Annotated in this window: 18 protein-coding genes; 4 read left to right on the top strand and 14 right to left on the bottom strand. The window is 70.0% G+C overall.

Features of this window, described 5'->3' with window-relative positions:
- Window positions 1–6: 6 nt before the first annotated feature.
- The 4 genes from ABT147_RS30455 to ABT147_RS30440 are packed head-to-tail and all read right to left on the bottom strand — an operon-like array spanning window position 7 to window position 3,029.
- Complete coding sequence (locus tag ABT147_RS30455; RefSeq protein ID WP_351412020.1) at window positions 7–1,329, bottom strand: NADH-quinone oxidoreductase subunit D; 1,323 nt, start codon at window positions 1,327–1,329, stop codon at window positions 7–9.
- Entirely contained in the window at window positions 1,326–2,105 is a 780-nt protein-coding gene (locus ABT147_RS30450) for an NADH-quinone oxidoreductase subunit C (protein ID WP_351412018.1), read from the bottom strand. Before ABT147_RS30450 ends, ABT147_RS30455 begins: the two co-directional genes overlap by 4 nt.
- Window positions 2,102–2,656: a NuoB/complex I 20 kDa subunit family protein gene (locus ABT147_RS30445; RefSeq protein WP_003998928.1), complete on the bottom strand. Its 555-nt coding sequence runs from the start codon at window positions 2,654–2,656 to the stop codon at window positions 2,102–2,104. The genes ABT147_RS30450 and ABT147_RS30445 overlap by 4 nt, the downstream gene beginning before the upstream one ends.
- Before the next feature lie 13 nt (window positions 2,657–2,669).
- The gene (locus ABT147_RS30440) at window positions 2,670–3,029 is read right to left on the bottom strand and encodes an NADH-quinone oxidoreductase subunit A (RefSeq protein WP_005476348.1); all 360 of its coding nucleotides are present in this window, start codon (window positions 3,027–3,029) and stop codon (window positions 2,670–2,672) included.
- 726 nt (window positions 3,030–3,755) lie between these two features.
- Here ABT147_RS30440 and ABT147_RS30435 point away from each other — a divergent pair.
- The gene (locus ABT147_RS30435; protein ID WP_351412014.1) at window positions 3,756–4,592 is read left to right on the top strand and encodes a C40 family peptidase; all 837 of its coding nucleotides are present in this window, start codon (window positions 3,756–3,758) and stop codon (window positions 4,590–4,592) included.
- Between the two features lie 364 nt (window positions 4,593–4,956).
- Here ABT147_RS30435 and ABT147_RS30430 read toward each other — a convergent pair whose 3' ends face one another.
- A complete protein-coding gene (locus ABT147_RS30430) occupies window positions 4,957–6,249 on the bottom strand; it encodes a geranylgeranyl reductase family protein (protein WP_351412012.1) in 1,293 nt (430 codons plus the stop codon).
- A gap of 167 nt (window positions 6,250–6,416) precedes the next feature.
- Here ABT147_RS30430 and ABT147_RS30425 point away from each other — a divergent pair, with 167 nt between their 5' ends.
- Window positions 6,417–6,923, top strand: coding sequence for a GNAT family N-acetyltransferase (locus ABT147_RS30425; protein WP_351412010.1), 507 nt, complete (start codon window positions 6,417–6,419; stop codon window positions 6,921–6,923).
- A gap of 241 nt (window positions 6,924–7,164) precedes the next feature.
- Window positions 7,165–7,434 (top strand): PASTA domain-containing protein, encoded by a 270-nt coding sequence (locus ABT147_RS30420; RefSeq protein WP_351412008.1) that lies wholly within the window; start codon window positions 7,165–7,167, stop codon window positions 7,432–7,434.
- A 138-nt stretch (window positions 7,435–7,572) separates the two neighbouring features.
- Here ABT147_RS30420 and ABT147_RS30415 read toward each other — a convergent pair whose 3' ends face one another.
- The 5 genes from ABT147_RS30415 to ABT147_RS30395 form a co-directional block, all read right to left on the bottom strand.
- Window positions 7,573–9,489, bottom strand: coding sequence for a zinc-ribbon domain-containing protein (locus tag ABT147_RS30415; RefSeq protein ID WP_351412130.1), 1,917 nt, complete (start codon window positions 9,487–9,489; stop codon window positions 7,573–7,575).
- Window positions 9,490–9,633: 144 nt separating this feature from the next.
- Complete coding sequence (locus tag ABT147_RS30410) at window positions 9,634–10,332, bottom strand: demethylmenaquinone methyltransferase (protein WP_351412005.1); 699 nt, start codon at window positions 10,330–10,332, stop codon at window positions 9,634–9,636.
- A gap of 75 nt (window positions 10,333–10,407) precedes the next feature.
- Window positions 10,408–11,559 carry an acyltransferase family protein gene (locus ABT147_RS30405; protein ID WP_502983188.1) on the bottom strand — a complete coding sequence of 384 codons (1,152 nt, stop codon included), beginning with the start codon at window positions 11,557–11,559 and terminating at the stop codon, window positions 10,408–10,410.
- Window positions 11,559–13,775 (bottom strand): bifunctional polysaccharide deacetylase/glycosyltransferase family 2 protein, encoded by a 2,217-nt coding sequence (locus ABT147_RS30400; RefSeq protein WP_351412001.1) that lies wholly within the window; start codon window positions 13,773–13,775, stop codon window positions 11,559–11,561. The genes ABT147_RS30405 and ABT147_RS30400 overlap by 1 nt, the downstream gene beginning before the upstream one ends.
- Before the next feature lie 17 nt (window positions 13,776–13,792).
- Entirely contained in the window at window positions 13,793–14,251 is a 459-nt protein-coding gene (locus ABT147_RS30395) for a hypothetical protein (RefSeq protein WP_351411999.1), read from the bottom strand.
- Between the two features lie 282 nt (window positions 14,252–14,533).
- On the opposite strand from ABT147_RS30395, the gene ABT147_RS30390 reads away from it, so the two are divergent.
- Window positions 14,534–15,577 (top strand): chitinase, encoded by a 1,044-nt coding sequence (locus ABT147_RS30390; protein ID WP_351412128.1) that lies wholly within the window; start codon window positions 14,534–14,536, stop codon window positions 15,575–15,577.
- A gap of 125 nt (window positions 15,578–15,702) precedes the next feature.
- Here the strand turns inward: ABT147_RS30390 and ABT147_RS30385 are convergent, their stop codons facing one another.
- From ABT147_RS30385 to ABT147_RS30370, 4 genes are all read right to left on the bottom strand, one after another.
- Window positions 15,703–16,152 (bottom strand): imidazolonepropionase-like domain-containing protein, encoded by a 450-nt coding sequence (locus ABT147_RS30385; RefSeq protein WP_351411997.1) that lies wholly within the window; start codon window positions 16,150–16,152, stop codon window positions 15,703–15,705.
- A 19-nt stretch (window positions 16,153–16,171) separates the two neighbouring features.
- Window positions 16,172–17,371 (bottom strand): cyclic dehypoxanthinyl futalosine synthase, encoded by a 1,200-nt coding sequence (gene mqnC / locus ABT147_RS30380; protein ID WP_351411994.1) that lies wholly within the window; start codon window positions 17,369–17,371, stop codon window positions 16,172–16,174.
- Between the two features lie 117 nt (window positions 17,372–17,488).
- On the bottom strand, window positions 17,489–18,304 hold the full coding sequence (locus ABT147_RS30375) for a prepilin peptidase (protein WP_351411991.1): 816 nt from the start codon (window positions 18,302–18,304) through the stop codon (window positions 17,489–17,491).
- A 313-nt stretch (window positions 18,305–18,617) separates the two neighbouring features.
- Window positions 18,618–20,387 (bottom strand): serine/threonine-protein kinase, encoded by a 1,770-nt coding sequence (locus tag ABT147_RS30370; protein ID WP_351411989.1) that lies wholly within the window; start codon window positions 20,385–20,387, stop codon window positions 18,618–18,620.
- Window positions 20,388–20,598 lie beyond the last annotated feature (211 nt).

Here is a 20,598-nt window from a genome sequence, read left to right as displayed (position 1 = left end):
TGGTGGTCACCGGTCGACGCCTCCCATCACGGGGTCGATGGACGCGACGGCGACGATGACGTCGGCGACCTGGCCGCCCTCGCACATCGCCGCCATGGCCTGCAGATTGGTGAAGGACGGGTCGCGGAAGTGGACCCGGAAGGGGCGGGTGCCTCCGTCGGAGACGACGTGCACCCCGAGTTCGCCCTTGGGCGACTCGACCGCCGCGTACGCCTGTCCCGGCGGGACGCGGAAGCCCTCGGTCACCAGCTTGAAGTGGTGGATCAGGGCCTCCATGGAGGTGCCCATGATCTTCTTGATGTGGTCCAGGGAGTTGCCGAGTCCGTCCGGTCCCAGGGCGAGCTGGGCGGGCCAGGCGATCTTCTTGTCGGTGACCATGACCGGGCCGGGCTGCAGCCGGTCCAGGCACTGTTCGACGATCCGCAGGGACTGGCGCATCTCTTCGAGGCGGATCAGGAAGCGGCCGTAGGAGTCGCAGGTGTCGGCGGTCGGGACGTCGAAGTCGTACGTCTCGTACCCGCAGTACGGCTGCGCCTTGCGCAGGTCGTGCGGGAGGCCGGCGGAGCGCAGGATCGGGCCGGTGGCGCCGAGGGCCATGCAGCCGGACAGGTCGAGATAGCCGACGTCCTGCATACGTGCCTTGAAGATGGGGTTCCCGGTGGCGAGCTTGTCGTACTCGGGCAGGTTCTTCTGCATCTTCTTCACGAACTCGCGGATCTGGTCCACCGCGCCGGGCGGCAGGTCCTGGGCGAGTCCGCCGGGCCGGATGTACGCGTGGTTCATGCGCAGGCCGGTGATCAGCTCGTAGATGTCGAGAATGAGTTCACGATCACGGAAGCCGTAGATCATGATCGTGGTGGCGCCCAGCTCCATGCCGCCGGTGGCGATGCACACCAGGTGGGAGGAGAGCCGGTTCAGCTCCATCAGGAGCACGCGGATGATCGAGGCGCGGTCCGGGATCTGGTCCTCGATGCCGAGGAGTTTCTCCACGGCGAGGCAGTACGCCGTCTCGTTGAAGAACGGCGTCAGGTAGTCCATGCGCGTCACGAACGTGGTGCCCTGGGTCCACGTGCGGTATTCGAGGTTCTTCTCGATGCCGGTGTGGAGGTAGCCGATGCCGCAGCGGGCCTCGGTGACGGTCTCGCCGTCGATCTCCAGGATGAGCCGGAGCACACCGTGGGTGGACGGGTGCTGGGGGCCCATGTTGACGATGATGCGCTCGTCGTCGGACCTGGCCGCGGTCTCGGCGACCTCGTCCCAGTCGCCGCCGGTGACCGTGTAGACGGTGCCCTCGGTGGTCTCGCGCGGAGTTGCGTGCGATGTGCTCATGCGTACGACCTCCGCTGGTCCGGAGCCGGGATCTGGGCGCCCTTGTACTCGACGGGGATGCCGCCGAGGGGGTAGTCCTTGCGTTGCGGGAAGCCCTGCCAGTCGTCCGGCATCATGATCCGCGTCAGCGCGGGGTGGCCGTCGAAGACGATGCCGAAGAAGTCGTACGTCTCGCGCTCGTGCCAGTCGTTGGTCGGGTAGACCGGGACGAGCGACGGGATGTGCGGGTCGGCGTCGGGGGCGGAGACCTCCAGGCGGATCAGCCGGTTGTGGGTGATCGAGCGCAGGTGGTAGACGGCGTGCAGCTCGCGGCCCTTGTCGCCGGGGTAGTGGACGCCGGAGACGCCGGTGCACAGTTCGAAGCGGAGGGCCGGGTCGTCGCGGAGGGTCCGGGCGACGCGCGGCAGGTGCTCGCGCTCGATGTGGAAGGTGATCTCGCCCCGGTCGACGACGGTCCTGTCGATCACGTTCTCGGGGACGAGGCCCTGCTCCTCCAGGGCGCCTTCCAGTTCGTCGGCGACCTCGTCGAACCAGCCGCCGTAGGGGCGGCTCGCCGAGCCTGGGAGGCGGATGGAGCGGACGAGGCCGCCGTAGCCGGAGGTGTCGCCGCCGTTGTTGGCGCCGAACATGCCGCGCTGGACGCGGATCTCCTCACCGCCGTCGCCGCGCTGGCCGGGGAGGTTGGAGGCGGCGAGGTCCTTCTCGGGGTTCACCCCGTTCGAGCCGTTCGAGGCGCCCGGACCGCCCGTACCGTTCTTGCCGTTCGCGTCGCTCATCGCAGCAGCCCCTTCATCTCGATGGTGGGGAGCGCCTTGAGGGCCGCTTCCTCCGCCTCGCGGGCCGCTTCCTCGGCGTTCACGCCGAGCTTGGACGTCTGGATCTTCTGGTGGAGCTTGAGGATCGCGTCCATCAGCATCTCGGGCCGTGGCGGGCAGCCGGGGAGATAGATGTCGACCGGGACGATGTGGTCGACGCCCTGGACGATCGCGTAGTTGTTGAACATGCCGCCGGACGACGCGCAGACCCCCATGGAGATCACCCACTTGGGATTCGGCATCTGGTCGTAGACCTGCCGCAGCACCGGCGCCATCTTCTGGCTGACCCGGCCGGCGACGATCATCAGGTCCGCCTGGCGCGGCGAGCCCCGGAACACCTCCATGCCGAAGCGCGCCAGGTCGTAGCGGCCCGCGCCCGTGGTCATCATCTCGATGGCACAACAGGCGAGGCCGAAGGTGGCGGGGAAGACGGACGCCTTGCGTACCCAGCCCGCGGCCTGCTCGACGGTGGTCAGCAGGAAACCGCTCGGCAGTTTCTCTTCGAGTCCCATGGTTAAAGGCCCCTCAGTCCCATTCCAGGCCGCCGCGCCGCCAGACGTACGCGTAGGCGACGAAGACGGTGAGCACGAAGAGCAGCATCTCCACGAGCCCGAAAACACCCAGGGCGTCGAAGGTGACGGCCCAGGGGTAGAGGAAGACGATCTCGATGTCGAAGACGATGAAGAGCATCGCCGTCAGGTAGTACTTGATGGGGAAACGCCCGCCGCCGGCCGGCGTGGGGGTGGGCTCGATACCGCACTCGTAAGCCTCTAGCTTGGCCCGGTTGTAGCGCTTCGGGCCGATCAGCGAGGCCATGATCACGGAGAAGATCGCAAAGCCTGCCCCGAGGGCTCCCAGTACGAGGATGGGCGCATAAGCGTTCACCGCTCCTCGCTCCTCTCAGTCGGCACTGACTGCTGGCGGATGGCGTGGGCCCTGCTCTCCCGCCCCACCGGCCCCACGAGCCCCGCCCGTCCCGGCGAAGATCGCGAACATGTGAAGCAGGTCACAAGCCCAACTGCCCCGCATCCTATGCCTGCCGGTCTGTGATCTGCGACACGGGTGCGGCACCGAGTTTGTGATCTCCACCACCTGACGAAGGATCATGAAGTCGGATGAGCGTCGATCTTCATACACGAAGCGCCAGACTGATCACCAGAAGTGACATTTTCGCGCGTTACCGCTGGTCACGCGGGTCGTCTCCATATCAAGAGAATTCCGCTGCATGCAAATTGGCGCTGGACGGGGTCGATTGATAGTGCGCGGCGTTCACACCCCGGAGGGAGTCCGGCGGCCGATGTGGACGCGTGCACGCGTTCACGAGCGGCGAGGAGGAGGCGAGGAGGGGCGCTCCCGCGCGGGACGCCGGGCGGACGGGTGACCGTTCCGTGACCTGCGCCACATCGGAGCGAGATCAAATCAGCGGGCCTTGGCCACTCGCTGCGATCGATGGTAAGCACAGGGCAATTCGGGCGTATTCACGAAAGCGCATGATCACAGGCATGACAGACCGTGTCCGCTTTGCCCGTTACGGCGTCAATAAAGAGTGACGCACAGGGAATTTGGGGCCTCCGTTGAACAACTGTGGCGCAGCACACGTTTCTTGAAGGTATGGAGGAGTCGCTGGTACCGCTTGTACCCATGTCCCACACCGCTCACATACGCAGCCACCGGAAACCCCGCCGCAACGCGTCCTCGATCGCGATGCGCGCCGGAGTCGCCGGTGGCGTTCTCAGCACCGTGGCTGTGGCCGGCGCGTCCACGTCGGCCTTCGCCGCGGAGCCGGTGACGCAGACGCTCGAACTGCCCACCCTCACGGCCGACCTGGCCACGCAGGCCGCGCAGTCGGCGGACGCCACGCAGGCGATGGCGGCCGACTACCAGTTGCAGGCCGAGCGCGAGACGGCCGCCGAACAGGCTGCCAAGCAGGCCGAGAAGGACCTGGTCAAGGCGAAGAAGGAAGAGGCCCGCAAGAAGGCCGCCGCCGAGGCCGAGCGCAAGGCCGAGGCCGAGCGTGCCGCACGCGACAGTGAGCGGACCACTCTCACGACCAACTCGTCGACCACCACGACCACCACGACGGCGCCGGCCACCGGCAGCGTCGGCACGGTGATCGGCTTCCTCAAGGCGCAGCTCGGCGACGCCTACGTCATGGGTGCCACGGGCCCCAACGCGTGGGACTGCTCCTCGCTGGTGCAGGCCGCGTTCAAGCAGGTCGGCGTGGACCTTCCCCGGGTCTCGCAGGACCAGTCGATGCAGGGCACCGAGGTCTCGCTCTCCAACCTGCAGGTCGGCGACATCCTGTACTGGGGTGCCAAGGGCTCCGCGTACCACGTCGGTGTCTACATCGGCGACGGCCAGTACCTCGACGCGGCGAACCCCTCGAAGGGCGTCGTCATCCAGGATCTGTCCGGCTACCCGGCGACGGGCGCGGTGCGCGTGCTCTGAGCCGACTCGGCCGCCGCCCGCGCGCGGCCGCCCCGGCGCTTTCGAGAGGGCCGCTTTCCCGATGGGGACAGCGGCCCCTCGGGCTGCCCTCAGAAAGGCCCCCAAGGGCCCCACAGGGCTCTCTCGCACCGGACCGAAGGCGGAGGGCGCCCCGGGCCCTCCAGCGGGCCTGCTGACGCGCCCCAGGCGTTCCGCCTTCGACGGTCGGCGACGCGGGACTCACCTGCGCCCGGCGACACGGGCCGCCGCTGCCCTGCCGCGCGGGTGAACGGGACGGAAGGCGCTGTCCCGGTCACCCACGCGATCCTCGTGCCCCGGTCACCCACGGCAGCCTCGCGCCCCGGTCACCCAGGGGCGGCCGTTGTCACGCCTTCGGGGCCACCTTGCTGAGGCCGTTGATGATGCGGTCCATCGCGTCGCCGCCCGTGGGGTCGGTGAGGTTGGCCAGCATCTTCAGGGTGAACTTCATCAGCAGCGGGTGGGTCAGACCGCGCTGCGTGGCCAGCTTCATGATCTTCGGGTTGCCGATGAGCTTCACGAAGGCGCGGCCCATCGTGTAATAGCCGCCGTAGGTGTCCTTGAGGACCTGCGGGTAGCGCTGGAGGGCGAGTTCGCGCTGCCCGGGAGTGGCGCGGGCGTGGGCCTGGACGATGACGTCGGCGGCGATCTGCCCGGACTCCATGGCATAGGCGATGCCCTCGCCGTTGAACGGGTTCACCATGCCGCCGGCGTCGCCGACCAGCAGCAGGCCCTTGGTGTAGTGGGGTTGGCGGTTGAAGGCCATCGGGAGGGCGGCGCCGCGGATGGGGCCGGTCATGTTCTCGGGGGTGTAGCCCCACTCCTCGGGCATGGACGCGCACCAGGCCTTCAGGACGTCACGCCAGTCCAGCTCCTTGAAGGCGGCGGAGGTGTTGAGGACGCCCAGACCCACGTTGGACGTGCCGTCGCCCATGCCGAAGATCCAGCCGTAGCCGGGGAGCAGCCGGTCCTCGCCCGGGCCGCGCTTGTCCCACAGTTCCAGCCAGGACTCCAGGTAGTCGTCGTCGTGGCGGGGGGACGTGAAGTACGTACGGACCGCGACGCCCATCGGGCGGTCCTCGCGGCGGTGCAGGCCCATCGCCAGGGAGAGGCGGGTGGAGTTGCCGTCGGCCGCCACCACCAGCGGGGCGTGGAAGGTGACTTCCCGCTTCTCGTCGCCGAGCTTGGCGTGCACGCCGGTGATCCGGCCCGTGCGGTCGTCGACGATCGGCGCGCCCACGTTGCAGCGCTCGTGCAGCCGGGCGCCCGCCTTCTGGGCCTGGCGGGCGAGCTGCTCGTCGAAGTCGTCGCGCTTGCGGACGAGTCCGTAGTCCGGGTAGGAGGCGAGATCCGGCCAGTCGAGCTGGAGGCGGACGCCGCCGCCGATGATCCGCAGCCCCTTGTTGCGGAGCCAGCCGGCCTCCTCGGAGATGTCGATGCCCATCGACACGAGTTGCTTGGTGGCGCGTGGGGTGAGGCCGTCGCCGCAGACCTTCTCCCTGGGGAAGCTGGTCTTCTCCAGGAGGAGCACGTCCAGCCCGGCCTTCGCCAGGTAGTACGCGGTGGTGGAACCGGCTGGCCCGGCCCCGACGACGATCACATCGGCGGTGTGTTCGGTAAGGGGCTGGGGCTCGGTCACGACGGGTTCTCCCCAAGAAGTAGAAGGATCGAAGCGAAGGTTCGCCGGCAGACCGGAGGCCGGAGGCTGGAACACCGGCACCGGAAGACCAGAAAACATGTGCCGACAGGCGTCGGACATGGGCAGTCTATTCAGCGGTACCGATCATCGGCTGAAGGGCTGCCCCTGTGAACAGAGCTCTGCCCGACGTACGGCTGCGTGTCCCCACCGATGAGGACGCCTTCGCCTGGCACCGGATCTTCGACGATCCCGACGTCATGGAGTTCCACGGCGGCCGGTCCGCCGAGCTGTCCGTCTACGAGGAGCTCACCGCGCGCCAGCGCCGCCACGACGCCGAGTACGGGTTCTGTCTGTGGACCATGCTCGACGAGGAGGGCCGGGCCATCGGCTTCACCGGCGCCCAGCCGTGGCCCCGGGAGTGGGGCCCGACCGGCGAGATCGAGATCGGCTGGCGGCTCTCCCGCGACCACTGGGGCAAGGGATATGTGACCGCCGCCGCGACGCAGACCCTTCAGCGGGTACGGGAGGCCGGCATCGGCGGCGTCGTCGCCATGGTCGACGCCCGCAACGAGCGGTCCATCGCCGTGACCCGGCGGCTGGGCATGGAACTGGCGGAGAAGTACACGACGCCGGTCTCGCGGCAGGTGGGGCACTGCTATCGGCTGACGCTGTGAGAGGTCCCGTGGTGAGGAGTCCCGTGGCGAGGAGTCCCGTGTGAGGGATGCCGTGGTGAGGGGTCCCGTGTTCGGGATTTCGGCAACTCGTCACGCTGCGTAGCGATTTGCCGCAGATTGCCACGCAGCGCTTCCGGCCGGGGCCGCTCGGCGGTTACCCTGCCGGTACCGCTGGGGGTGAACATCTGTGCGCATATTGCCCAAGTCATTCGAAGTGCGAGTGCCGCGGTTCGTCGGTCTGATGACCGTGGACGCGCGCGAGACGGCCGAGGCGGGCGGGGTGACCCTCGTCGCCCCCGACCTGCCCGACCTCCAACTCAGCGTCGTGGACTACGTCGTACGGCAGTACCCGCCGCCGGGAGTGACGGTGCCGCGTGGGGCCGCCGTGACCGTGTGGTTCGAGTCGGGCGACGACGGTGGGGGTGTGCGGGAGCCGCGGGGCGGGGGGTCGCCGCCGGGGTTGCGCAGGGCGTTGGACGAGCCGGGGGATCCGTTCGCGGTGCGACGGTAGTTTTTTGGGGGCTCTGGATTCGGGGTGGCCGGATCGGTGCCGTCGCAGGCTGCGGGTCCGTCGTGGCTGATCGCGCAGTTCCCCGCGCCCCTTGAAAACGGGGCGCGGTCCCCTCCTCAACTGCCCTCCAAGTGCTCCCTACTTCTGCCAGAGCAGGATCGCCGCCGCTCCTCCCCCGCCGATCACGAGGGCCGCGGCGATCGTGAGGACCCAGGTGAGGGGGCGGTTGCGGGGACCGGCCGGTTCCGGGGGCGGCAGGTGGTGGTGGCCCAGTTCGACGAGCGGGGGCTCGTGCGGGGCCGGCGCCGGGGCCGAGGGCTGCTGCGGGTACCCGTAGGGCGCCGGGCCGGTGCTCGGCATCGCCGGGATCGGTGGGGCGATCACCGCCGTGCGCGCCCCGGTCATCTGGACCAGGTAGGGCGCCAGGAAGGCCGCGCCGAAGATCCAGAGGAGGCCGAAGAGGAGCACCTCGGGGATGTCCAGGCCCACGTCCGCCTGGCCCGCGGCCGAGAACTCCCTGCTGAAGTCGGTCGTGGCGGAGCCCGAGGCCTCCATCCCGAAGCCGCTGACGCCGGAGAGGAGGAGGAAGAGCCCGAAGAAGACACCCGCGGCGAGGAGTTGCTCACCACGGCCCGAGGAGCGGCGGGCCGCGAGGACCCCGAGGATCAGGGCGCAGACCGCGCCGAGCGCCAGCGCGCCCACGACCGCCCAGGAGTTGACGGCGTCACCCAGTTCGGACAGCCCGAACGCCTCGCGCTCGTAGCCGCCGCCGTACGGGCTGGACTCGACGAGCCCGAACTCGCCGGACGAGTCGCCGCCGAACGACGAGTCGTCGGTGTACGGCGTACGGCCCGCCTCGCCCTCGATCGACGCGCCCCAGGAGAGGCCGAGGAGATGGACGGCGAGGTTGGGCAGGATCAGCAGGACGAGGAGGAGCGGGTTGAGGTCCTCCTCCCATTCGGTCTGCCACTCGTCGTTCGCCGCGAGGACGACGAAGACGGCGAGCGAGCAGAGGGCGAGGACGACCGCCATGGCGCGTACGGCCGTTCCGGTCGCCCGGAACAGGGCCCGGGGGCCGGGGCGGACGGCCAGCCAGGCGGCCAGGTCGTCGCGTTGCAGCAGCCCGACCGAGACGGCGGCGGTGAGCAGCAGCGCGCCCAGGGCCGCGCGCCAGGGGGACGTCGAGACCTCGGCGAGCGCGACCTCGGGCTGCGCGAACAGCCCGAGCAGCAGGACGGCGGCCGTCACCAGCAGGGTGACCCGCACGGCCGCTTCGAGTCCGGCGGTACGGCTGCCACCGGGCAGCGCGCCGGGACCTCCGGGGCCGGCGTACGTGGCGCCGTACCCGCCGGGGTACGCGCCTCCGTACCCGCCGGCGTACGCGCCGCGTGCCGCCAGTCGCGTACGGAGCTGCCGTACGCCGATGAAGAGCGCCCCGATGAACAGCACGGTCACGGTGAGCGGGACCAGGGTCAGGGTGATGGTGCCCTCGGCGGACTGGAAGTCGCTCGCGTAGTCGCCGCCGCCCGCCTCGGAGGCCTCGAAGCCGCCGCCGAGGCCCTGGAGGAGGGCGGCGAGGGCGAGGCCCAGACGGTCGGCGAAGCCCACGAAGTCTTCGTCTTCCTGGGCGCTCTGCCCGTACGAGGGGATGGCCAGGGCGAGGGCGGCGGCGAAGAGGAGGCCGACCGGCCAGAGCGCGGACAGCGCGGAGCCGCCCCAGTCGCCCCGGAAGGCCCGGCCGAAGAAGGCGCCGACGGGTGAGGGACGGGCGGGGACGGGGGCGTACTCGGGAGGGGGCGGCGGTGGGCCCACGGGCGGCCCGAAGGGCGGCGCTCCCGGCGGGGCCGGCGGGCCGGGTGGGGTGGGAGGGGGTGCCGAGGGCACCTGGGGCACTTGGGGCGCCTGGGGCATCTGCGGCGCCTGGGGCACATCAGATGTAGGGGGCGCCTGGGGAGGATTCGTCGGTGGGATCGGTGGGCGTTCCCGTCCGCACTTCACGCAGAAGCGTGCCTCGTCGGGACCCGGTGTTCCGCAGTGCGGGCAGTAGGACGTCATGGAACCCCCGTCGTGAGACATCACCGGCGCGTACCGATGTATCAACGGACGGTAGTTTCTATTGACCGGTTCCCGTCAACAGCATTCCCCGACGGGCGCCCCTCGTACGGGTGAACTCGGAGCGTTACGGGCGGGTTTGGCCCCCTACGAGTGGGCCTTGAATCCCCGGTGCAGGGCGACGATCCCGCCCGAAAGGTTCCGCCACGCGACCTTGTCCCAGCCGGCCTTCCGCAGGCGCTCGGCGAGGGCCGCCTGGTCGGGCCAGTCGCGGATGGACTCGGCGAGATAGACGTACGCGTCCGGGTTGGAGGAGACCGCGCGGGCGACGGGCGGCAGCGCGCGCATCAGGTACTCGGTGTAGACGGTCCGGAACGGTGTCCACGTCGGGTGGGAGAACTCGCAGATCACGACGCGGCCGCCGGGCTTGGTGACCCGGTACAGCTCGCGCAGCGCGGTGTCGGTGGCCTGCACGTTGCGCAGGCCGAAGGAGATGGTCACCGCGTCGAAGGTGCCGTCCTTGAACGGCAGCTTCGTGGCGTCGCCCGCCGTGAACGGCAGCCAGGAGTCGCGCTCCTTGCCGACCCGGAGCATGCCGAGGGAGAAGTCGCACGGCACGACGTACGCGCCGGTCCGCGCGAAGGGCAGCGAGGAGGTGCCCGTACCGGCGGCGAGGTCCAGGATCTTCTGCGCGGGGCGGGCGTCGACCGCCCGCGCGACCTCCTTGCGCCAGCGCCGGTCCTGTCCGAGGGACAGCACGTCGTTGGTGAGGTCGTACCGTTTCGCCACTCGGTCGAACATCGAGGCGACTTCGTGCGGCTGCTTGTCCAGGGATGCGCGGGTCACGGGCCCATTGTGGCAGTACGGGCCGGACGCGGGTGCGTCCGGCCCACCCACCGTCCACGGCAGCGGCTTCGGCGTCTACGGCAGCAACCTCGGCTTCTTCTTCGCCGCCACGTCCTCCACCCAGCCGCAGAGCAGGACGAAGGCGCCGATCAGGAGCCAGCCGACGCCGAACATGAACCACTGGCTCTCCAGCGGCAGGTACCTCTCGAACGCGGGGACGTTCCAGAACCGGTCGATCAGCGGGACGGCCAGGATCAGGGCGATCTCGTGCCACAGATAGATCGTCACCGCCCGGGAGTTGAAGATCGTGACGATCCGGTCGAGGCGCCGGAAGCGGATGAGTGCGGCGAAGTCGACCTTGAAGTACGCCTTCGCGTACAGCAGGAGCGTCACGAAGCCGGCGGAGAAGAACGCCTGGGCGAGGGGGATGTCGTCGAGGTCGTACGTGCCGGTCTCCTCCTGGTGGGTGAAGGCGTACCAGGCGCCGAGGCCGAGGGCCGCGAGGGAGAGGACGGTGACCGCGAACGGCTTCAGCCGCGCGAGGACGCCCTCGCGGTGGGCGAAGCCCAGGATCCAGCAGAAGAGGAAGGTGGCCAGGTCGGTCAGGGCGTTGCCGAAGCGGTCGTCCGGGGGTTCCCAGAGGAAGTGGAGGACCAGGACGGGTGAGAGAGACAGGAGGAGGACCGGGACCGGGGCCAGCCGGAACAGCTTCAGCAGGGGTGGGGAGAGGAGGACGAACCAGAGGTAGGTGCGCAGGTACCAGAGGATCTCCCAGGCCTGTTCGCCCCAGGCGTTGCCCGGGGGGTCGCCCAGGGGGACGACCCAGAAGACGATCTGCCAGCCGGGCATCCAGCCGTGGATCAGCATGGCGACGACCACGAAGAGGCCCCAGAACCAGAAGGGGGGCAGGAGCCGGCGGACGCGGCTCCTGATCACCTTGGGGGCGGGGCGTTCGAGGGACTTCGCCATGAGGGTGCCGGCGAGGGCGAACATGATGCCCATGGAGGGGAAGACCATGCCGACCCAGGGCCAGCCGAAGGTGTGGTAGGTGACGACTCGGATGAGGGCGAGGGCGCGGAGGGTGTCGAAGTAGCGGTCGCGCACGGTGGTTCGGGGCTGGGGCGCGGAGCCTTCTCGCACCTCAGTTATGGCCGCGTCGGCACCCGGCGCTGTCGGCACGGGCGTGACAGGTTCGGTGACAGCCGCCCCTCTCCGGTGCGACCCCATCAGCTCGCCCCCGTCGGGGTGCCGACCTCGCCCGTGCGTTTGAGTTTCTGCCAGCGGAGGCGGCCGCCGGTGAGGGCTGTGACGCAGGAGTGGATGAGGACGAGGTACATCATCTGGCGGTAGGCGAGCTGCTGGAGCGGGAGCATCAGCAGATAGCGGTACTTCTCCTTGTCGAGCTTGAAGGCGTAGGCCGCGCAGACGAGTTGGACGCCCAGGACCGCCAGCCAGGCCAGCAGGGACGCCTGGAAGTCGACGAAGATCATCGCGTAGACGGTGAAGACGTCGATGAGTGGCGCGAGGACCGGGGTGATGATCTGGAAGATGACGACCAGGGGCATGCCGACACGGCCGAAGCGACCGGAGGGGCCGCTGTCCGTCAGGGACTTGCGGTGCTTCCAGAGGGCCTGCATGGTGCCGTACGACCAGCGGTAGCGCTGTGACCAGAGCTGTTTGAGCGAGGCCGGGGCCTCGGTCCAGGCGCGGGCGTGCTCCTGGTAGACGACGCGCCAGCCGGCGCGGTGCATGGCGATGGTGATGTCGGTGTCCTCGGCGAGGGTGTCCTCGCTCATGCCGCCGACTTCGAGGACCGCGTCACGGCGGAACGCGCCGATCGCGCCCGGGATGGTGGGCATGCAGCGCAGCAGGTCGTACATGCGGCGGTCGAGGTTGAAGCCCATCACGTACTCGATGTGCTGCCAGGCGCCGATCATGGTGTCGCGGTTGCCGACCTTGGCGTTGCCCGCGATCGCGCCGACGCTCGGGTCGGCGAAGGGCTGCACGAGCTTGGCGACGGTGTCCGGCTCGAAGACCGTGTCGCCGTCCATCATCACGACGATGTCGTAACTGGCGTTCCGTACGCCGTTGTTGAGGGCGGCGGGCTTGCCCGCGTTCTCCTGGCGGATGACCCGGACGTTGGGGTACCCAAGCGCCTCCGCGATCTCCTTGGTGCCGTCCGTGGAACCGTCGTCGACGACGATGATCTCGATGGGGTGGGTGCTTCGCGCGAGGGAGTGCAGCGTGTTGGCTATGCACTCCTTCTCGTTGTACGCGGGCACGATGACCGTCACCGGGCCGGTGACCGGTGGCCCCCAGCTGAACCGGCGTTTGTTGCGTTCTCGGAAGTGGCGGCGGGCGAGGATCAGCATCAGCCCGAAGCGGCCCATGACCGCGACGCCGACGACCATCAGGCCGACGGAGAGGGTCGGTACGGCGTACTCGGCGACGTACACGGCCGCGACGAGCGCCTTGCCCTCGTACAGGGTGGTGCCGGTGGCGGTGCGGTGGGCGGCCTGGGGGTTCGAAGTACCCGGGCTGCCCTGGCCGTTCTCGGCGTCGTCCTTCTGCAGGGCGCCGCTGACAGTGGTGAAGGTGTAGCCCTTGGCCTTCATCTTCTCGATGTACGTGCCGAGCGCCTCGACCGTCTGGGAGCGGTCGCCGCCCGCGTCGTGCATGAGGACGGACGCGCCCTTGCCGTCCTCCGGTGTGGCCCACTTGATGATCTTCTTGACGCCGGGCCGCTTCCAGTCGTCGCTGTCGGTGTCGACGAAGACGCTGGTGTAGCCCTCCTCGCCGAGCTTCTTGTAGACGGGCCAGCTGTAGTTGTCGATGGCGTCCGTCTCGGAGGAGTACGGGGCGCGGAAGAGCGTGGTGGTGATGCCGGCCGCACCCGCGAGGGCGAGCTGCGTCTGGGTCAGCTCACGGGTGATACGGGCGTCGCTCTGGTACGACAGGTCGACGTGGGTGAAGGTGTGGATGCCGATCTCATGGCCGTCCTCGACCATGTCCTCGACGATGGCCGGATAGCGCGACACCATCGAGCCGACCACGAAGAAGGTCGCGGGGATGTCGTACTTCTCCAGAACCGCGAGGATCTCCGGGGTCCAGGTCGGGTTCGGGCCGTCGTCGAAGGTGAGCGCGATGGTCTTGTCCGGCACGGACTGCGTCCGCGCCTCGCCGCCGCGGAAGGTCAGGATGGGCCCGCCGTCGAGGATGTCGTCGGGTACGTCGCCGGAGCTGGCCCCGGTCCGGACGCGCTGGTCGCCGCCGACCTCGGCGCGCAGATAGCCGTCGAGCAGCATCACGCTGGTCAGCCCGAGCAGAAGCAGCAGGGCGAGGATGACCCGGGGTTTCTGCAGGACGGCGGCCTTGCCGGTGGCGCGTTGGAGCTTGGAGGGGGCGCGTCGGCGGCCTCGGCGCGCGGGTGTGGTGGTGCTCATCGGGTGGTGCGCTCCCGTCAGTTGGCGGACGCGGACGGGGAGGGTACGGCGGTGGGGGCGCCGGAAGGCCGAGTACCGCCGGGGGCGCCGGAGGGCGGGGTGCCGCCGGGGCCGCCCGAGGGGATGCCCTCGGGGGCGATGCCGCCCTGGGGCTGCGGGCCGTTGCCGCCGCCCGGTGCGCCGGCCTGGCCGCCTCCGCCGAAGGGGAACAGCTCGGTCGGGGACGCGGAGATGCCCCAGCCCATGAACGCCATGCCGAGTACGACGGCGTAACCGAGGCAGACGACCCCCAGCAGCATGCCGCAGCGGCGCAGCAGTCTGGCCCGGCGCCCGGAGTTGTCGACGAACACGGGGCCCTCACCGGCCGGACCCTTGCGCTGCCTGCCCTGCTTGCGGCGGCTGCCGTGGGCCGGTGCCGAGGTGATCTCGTACACGGCCTCGGGCGTGAGGTTTTCGTTGGCGGACTCGGATTGCATATCCCCGGATATTAGGCGGCCTTTATTTGGCCAATTCCCAGCTTTTCTTGTGAGACCCCCATGAGAAACTCCTTAACCTGTCCGTTTCCTTAGAGAATCCATGAACGACTGCGAAGCCACGGGGTTTGCCTTTGCGGGGACACACCCGACCAGGAAGGGTGCGTTTGCCCGACTAGGACCACTTTCATCACCCCCCGTTTCGTGATCTCCCTTCTGATCTGCAATCTTCAAGAAGCACACATGAAGCACAGCCGGCTGTGATTCATTTCCGTCGTGAGTACCGTGAGGAATTCCCTGAAACCGGTCGCCGGTCTGCTCTGTCTGGTGGCCCTGGCCTGCGCGGGCTGCACCACGAAGAGCGATGGGTCCGCGTCCACACCCAGCGGCCCGGCGAGCACGGCCGGGGCGTCGGCGCCCGCCGAGGAGTCGGCGACGGAGGCGTCCGGGACCACCACGGCCTACGCGCCGTATGTGAACGCCACCGACGCCTCCGACCTCGACGACGCCGGGTCGGCCGCCGCGTACAACCTGGCGTTCGTGATCGCCGAGGGTGACGGCGACGCGTGCACGCCCGCGTGGAACGGGACGGAGGCGATCGACGACTCGGCGGTGAAGTCACGGATCTCCGCCCTCACCGACTCCGGGGCGTCGGTACGGGTCTCCTTCGGCGGCGCCTCGGGGACCGAGCTGGCCCAGGCCTGCGACAGCGCGTCCGCGCTCGCCGAGGCGTACGGCGCGGCACTCGACGCGGCCGGCTCTACCCGGGCCGACTTCGATGTCGAGGGCGACGCGCTGAAGGACTCCGACTCCGTCGCTCTGCGCTCCGAGGCGATCGCGCTCCTCCAGAAGGACCGCCCCGACCTCTCCGTCTTCTTCACCCTCCCCGTCATGCCGTCCGGCCTCGACGACGACGCGGTCGCCCTGCTCGACTCGGCCAACGACCACGCCGTCCAGGTCACCACGGTCAACATCATGACCATGAACTACGCCAGTTCGTACGGCGGTGACATGGGCGACTACGCGGAGCGGTCCGCCGAGGCGACGCACGAGCAGTTGATGGACGTCTTCGGCACGAGTGAGTCGACGGCGTGGGGTGCGTTGGCGTTGACGTCGATGCTCGGGGTGAACGACGTCGACAACGAGACGTTCACGTTGGAGGACGCGGCGCAGGTGCGGGAGTTCGCGGAGGAGAAGGGGGTCGGCTGGGTGTCGATGTGGGCGACGTTCCGGGATCGGGAGTGCGGGGGCGGGGCGAGTGACGAGTTGGTCGACTGCAGTGGGGTCGATCAGGAGGACGGGGCGTTCGGGGAGGCGTTCTCGGGGTGAGCCGGTTCCGGGTTCGGGTCGGCCGGTTCCGGGTTCGGGTCGGGGGTGCGGAGTGTTGCGGGCTGCGGGTTGTGTGTGGCTGGTCGCGCAGTTCCCCGCGCCCCCAAGAGAACCGGGTGCCGGCCTTAGCGGCGACGGTGGACCAGGCGCCCCGCGCACACCGTGGCCACGCACTCTCCAAAGTCGAAGACGGCCAGGTCCGCCCGGCCGGTGTCGCTGATCGTCATGGGCCGGGTGCCGGGAAGGACGACCACGTCGTTGCGCTGGGCGGCGGCGCGGAGTTCCGGGGTGTGCGCGTGTTCCGCCAGGACCGCGACCGCGCCCGACTTCAGTACCGCGTGGACGCGTTCGCGTGGGGAGGGGGCGTCCGGGAGGGGACCTTCGTGGATGCGGCCGGGGCCCAGGACGCCGGGCCAGTGCCGAACCCGGGCGCCCGGGAAGCGTTGTTGGACTTCCGTCAGCGGACCCACGGCCCGGACCCGGTCGCCGTCCACCACGACGGCGCCGTCCTTCACCCGCTCCGCGTCGGCGTCCCACCCGTACCGCACCTCGTCGGCGGCGTGAATCGTCAGCACATGAACCCTAAATCGGACCCTAGTTGGCGTTCAGCAGCTTCAGTTCGGGGTGGGCCGTGCCGCCCTCGATGGCCGTGGACGAGATGTGGGACATGACGCGCTCGTCGACGGGGTCGTTCGCCGGGTCGTCGTGGACCACGATGTGCTCGTAGGTCGTGGTCCGCTGGGCGGGGACGCGGCCCGCCTTGCGGATCAGGTCGATGATCTCCATACGGTTGGAGCGGTGCTTGGCGCCGGCGGAGGAGACGACGTTCTCCTCCAGCATGATCGAGCCGAGGTCGTCCGCGCCGTAGTGCAGGGAGAGCTGGCCGACCTCCTTGCCGGTGGTGAGCCAGGAGCCCTGGATGTGGGCGATGTTGTCCATGAAGAGCCGGGCGATGGCGATCATGCGCAGGTACTCGAAGAGCGTGGCCTGCGTACGGCCCTTGAGGTGGTTGTTCTCGGGCTGGTAGGTGTACGGGATGAAGGCCCGGAAGCCGCCCGTCCGGTCCTGGACGTCACGGATCATCCGCAGGTGCTCGATGCGCTCGGCGTTGGTCTCGCCGGTGCCCATGAGCATCGTGGACGTGGACTCCACACCCAGCCCGTGCGCGATCTCCATGATCTCCAGCCAGCGCTCGCCGGACTCCTTGAGGGGCGCGATGGCCTTGCGGGGACGCGCGGGGAGCAGCTCCGCGCCGGCGCCGGCGAAGGAGTCGAGACCGGCCGCGTGGATCCGCGTGATCGCCTCCTCCACGCCCACCTTGGAGATCCGGGCCATGTGCTCGACCTCGGACGCGCCGAGGGAGTGGATGACCAGCTGCGGGAACGCCTTCTTGATCGCGGCGAAGTGCGTCTCGTAGTACTCCACGCCGAAGTCCGGGTGGTGGCCGCCCTGGAACATGATCTGCGTACCGCCCAGCTCGACGGTCTCCGCGCAGCGGCGCAGGATGTCGTCGAGGTCGCGCGTCCAGCCCTTGTCCTTGGCCTTCGGCGGGGCGTAGAACGCGCAGAACTTGCACGCCGTGACGCAGACGTTCGTGTAGTTGATGTTCCGCTCGATGATGTACGTCGCGATGTGCTCCGTGCCCGCGTACCGCCGCTTGCGTACGGCGTCGGCGGCGGCGCCGAGCGCGTGCAGCGGGGCGTCGCGGTAGAGGTCGAGCGCCTCCTCTGGAGTGATCCGCCCACCCTCTGCGGCACGGTCGAGAACGGACTGGAGGTCGGCCTTCTCGGTCACCGGGAGCGTCCCTTTCGTAAGGGTTGGACGGACCAGGCCAGCCTACGCCAGCGGTCCGGATCGCCCGACGTCAGCCCGTCCGCCTGTGGATAACTCCCCCCGGCGGAGGTCTCCGTCTCAGGCGGCGTACGCCTCCAGCAGCAGCCCGACGTACGCGCCGGCGATCATGAACGGGCCCAGGGCGACCAGCTGTCCGCGTACGGCGCGGCCCCGGGCCGCCAGGACCAGGGTGTACGCGCTGCCGATGAGCGCGCCGGCGAACGTGCCGAGGTACAGCGCGCCCCAGCCGTACCAGCCGAGGACGGCGCCGAGGCCGAGGGCCAGTTTCACGTCGCCGAAGCCGAGGGCGGCGGGTCTGATGAGGAAGAAGAGGAAGTAGAGGCCGCCGAGGGCGAGGGCGCCGTACGCCGCCGTGCGCCACTGGCCCGCGTGCTCGGGTACGAACGCGACCGCGCCCAGGAGGGTGAGGGCGAGGGCCGCGAAGGGGAGGGTGAGGGGGTCGGGGAGGCGTTGTGCCCTGAGGTCGACGAGGGTGAGCAGCACGGCCAGGGGGGTGAGGAGCAGCCAGACGGCCAGTTCGGGGCGGGGGCCGGTGGCCAGGGTGAGGGTGGCGCAGACGAGGGCGGTGGTGGTGGCGACGGTGGGGGTGCGGGGGCCGTAGGCACAGGTGGGGGGTGGGGTGGCCGTGGTGAGGGGTGGGGTGGCCTCGGTGGAGTGTGGGGTGTTCTTGGTGGGGGGTGTGGGGCAGCGGGCGGGGCCCAGCCAGCCGGAGGCGGGGCCGGTGATGGGGTGGCCGGCGGGGCACTCGTGTTGCCAGGGCTGGTCCTCGTCGACGGTGAAGCGGTAGGCGGGGCGGGGGAGGAGGGTGCCTGTGGCTGCGCCCCAGAGGGCGGCGGCCAGGGTGAGGGCGATCAGCCAGGGGTCGGGAGCCACGGGGTCAGCCTATGAGGGGTCTCGCCCCCGCCGCCCCTACCCGTCCCTCCCCCACTCTCGGCTTCGCTCGAGCGGGAGGTGCCCCCATCCAGGGGCTGCGCCCCTTCGCCCCCCCATGGGTGGGTGGGTCGGTGCGGGTTCGGTGGGGGTTCTCGCGCAGTTCCCCGCGCCCCTGAAAGCAACGGCCCCTGCGGGCCGTTGAAAAAGCACGGGGCGCAGACCCTGCTTTTTCAGGGGCGCGGGGAACTGCGCGGCCCGCCCCCACTCACCCGCACCCGACCACGCACCGCCCCCCACCGGCCCCTCCCCCGCCTCACTTCACCTTCGCCAGGCGGGCCTTGGGGTCGCCCGCGGCCGCGTTGTTCGAGGTGTATTGGAGTTCCGTGCCTACGGGGGTGAGGGTGATCTCGTGGGTGTTCTTGGTGCAGGTGCCGGGGTTGTTCTTGGTGTCGGCGATGCTCGTGGCAAGGATGTTGTCCTTGGTGACCTTCTTGAGGACGAGTTTGTCGTCGCAGGCGCCGCCGAGGAGGTCGACGGAGCGGAAGGTGCCCAACGGGTCGCCCACCGAGGCCTGTTCGAGGGTGACGGTGAAGGTTCCGGCGGGGAGGTTGCCGTCGAGGGCGTACGCCTCGCCCTCCCAGGTGCCCAGGTACTTCTCGGGCAGCTCGCCCTCCGTGTCCCCCGGCGCCTGCGAGTACTGACTCTCCTCGCTCGGACTGCCGCTCGCCGACGACGACTTGTCGGCCGCGCTGTCATCGCCGTCGCCGTCGCCCTGGCCCTGCAGCATCCCGAGCCCGAACAGCACCCCCACGCCCACCAGCGCGAAAGCCCCCGCGACAGCCAGGGCGACCGAGCAACTCACCCTCCGGCCCCGCCCGTTCGCGGTGGTCGTGGACGCCGCCGCCACGCTCAAGGACAGCTTCCCCGGGGCCGGGGACGGGGACGAGGCGGCGGAGGGCTCCGCCGGCGGGACCGTGTCCGCCACCGCGGCCTCGGCCCGCTGCCCCGGTACATGGGTGACGGGCGGCCCCTGCGGCGACATCACCGGCGGCGGCCCGAACACCCCGCTCGTGGCGGGCACTTCGGCCTTCGCGTCACCGGGCTGGGCCGACGGGGTCCCCACCATCGACTCCCCCAGACCCACCGAGGGACTGCTGAACCCGACCGGCCCGGACGGGACGTCGTCCACCGCCTCCAGGTTCAGCAGCTGCACGGCGCTGCGGCCGACCTGTTCCACCAGACGGCCCGGCAGCCAGCCCGCCGTCACCAGACGGGCCGCGCCCTGGGGGGCCAGGGTGCGGGCGACCTCGTCGGGGGCCGGGCGGGCGGCGGAGTCCTTGGACAGACAGTGCCGGACCAGGTCCCGCAGCTCGCCCTCCAGACCGTCCAGCCGGGGCTCCTCGTGGACGACCTTGTAGAGGAGGGCGGCGGAGGAGTCGCCGGGGAACGGGGACTGTCCCGTCGCGGCGTACGCGAGGACCGCGCCGAGGGAGAAGACGTCCGCCGCGCCCGTGATGCCCTTGCCGAGGATCTGCTCGGGGGACATGTAACCGGGGGAGCCGATCGAGACGCCCGTGGAGGTGAGGGAGGCCGTGCCGTCCGTGGCGCGGGCGATGCCGAAGTCGATGAGGAGGGGGCCGTCGACCGTCAGCAGCACGTTCGACGGCTTCACGTCCCGGTGGACCAGGCCCAGCGCGTGCACCGCCGAGAGCGCTTCCGCCAGACCCGCGCCCAGGACCCGTACCGAGTGCGGGGGCAGCGGACCGCCGTCCGCGATCGCCGCCGCGAGGGACGGTCCGGCCGCGTAGCCGGTCGCCACCCACGGGACGGACGCCTCCGGGTCCGCGTCCAGGACGGGGGCGGTCCAGGAACCGCCCACCCGGCGGGCCGCCTCGACCTCACGCCGGAAGCGGGCGCGGAACTCCTCGTCGAGGGCGAAGTGCGGATGCACCACCTTGACGGCGACGGTACGGCCGCCCGCGCTGCGCCCCAGATAGACGCGGCCCATCCCGCCGGACCCGAGCCGGCCGAGCAGTCGGTAGGGCCCCACGGCCGTGGGCTCACCGGCATCGAGCGGTTGCATGGGCGACACCTCCCCCGTACGACTCCCGTACGTCTTCCACGCGTCACGCCGTACGTTCCCCCGTACGAACTCTCCCCGACGCAGGACTCCCCAGCAGCGTAGTGCCGTACGCCCGAATGGGAATGCGAACGTCGGTGGTCGGTTCGCGGCCGATGCCACAGAAGGCGGAATTCGTCAAACGAAATTCCGGGAAGTTCGGCGGGACTTACGG

The sequence above is a fragment of the Streptomyces sp. NPDC001868 genome, assembly GCF_040297125.1.
Taxonomy (GTDB): domain Bacteria; phylum Actinomycetota; class Actinomycetes; order Streptomycetales; family Streptomycetaceae; genus Streptomyces.
This window is presented reverse-complemented; position numbering and strand designations above follow the sequence as displayed.

Bases quoted from the DNA above. Each gene is read 5' to 3' on its own strand.
- ABT147_RS30455 (WP_351412020.1), bottom strand. From the start codon at position 1,329: ATGAGCACATCGCACGCAACTCCGCGCGAGACCACCGAGGGCACCGTC.
- ABT147_RS30450 (WP_351412018.1), bottom strand. From the start codon at position 2,105: ATGAGCGACGCGAACGGCAAGAACGGTACGGGCGGTCCGGGCGCCTCG.
- ABT147_RS30445 (WP_003998928.1), bottom strand. From the start codon at position 2,656: ATGGGACTCGAAGAGAAACTGCCGAGCGGTTTCCTGCTGACCACCGTC.
- ABT147_RS30435 (WP_351412014.1), top strand. From the start codon at position 3,756: ATGGAGGAGTCGCTGGTACCGCTTGTACCCATGTCCCACACCGCTCAC.
- ABT147_RS30420 (WP_351412008.1), top strand. From the start codon at position 7,165: ATGACCGTGGACGCGCGCGAGACGGCCGAGGCGGGCGGGGTGACCCTC.
- ABT147_RS30415 (WP_351412130.1), bottom strand. From the start codon at position 9,489: ATGACGTCCTACTGCCCGCACTGCGGAACACCGGGTCCCGACGAGGCA.
- ABT147_RS30405 (WP_502983188.1), bottom strand. From the start codon at position 11,559: ATGGGGTCGCACCGGAGAGGGGCGGCTGTCACCGAACCTGTCACGCCC.
- ABT147_RS30400 (WP_351412001.1), bottom strand. From the start codon at position 13,775: ATGAGCACCACCACACCCGCGCGCCGAGGCCGCCGACGCGCCCCCTCC.
- ABT147_RS30395 (WP_351411999.1), bottom strand. From the start codon at position 14,251: ATGCAATCCGAGTCCGCCAACGAAAACCTCACGCCCGAGGCCGTGTAC.
- ABT147_RS30370 (WP_351411989.1), bottom strand. From the start codon at position 20,387: ATGCAACCGCTCGATGCCGGTGAGCCCACGGCCGTGGGGCCCTACCGA.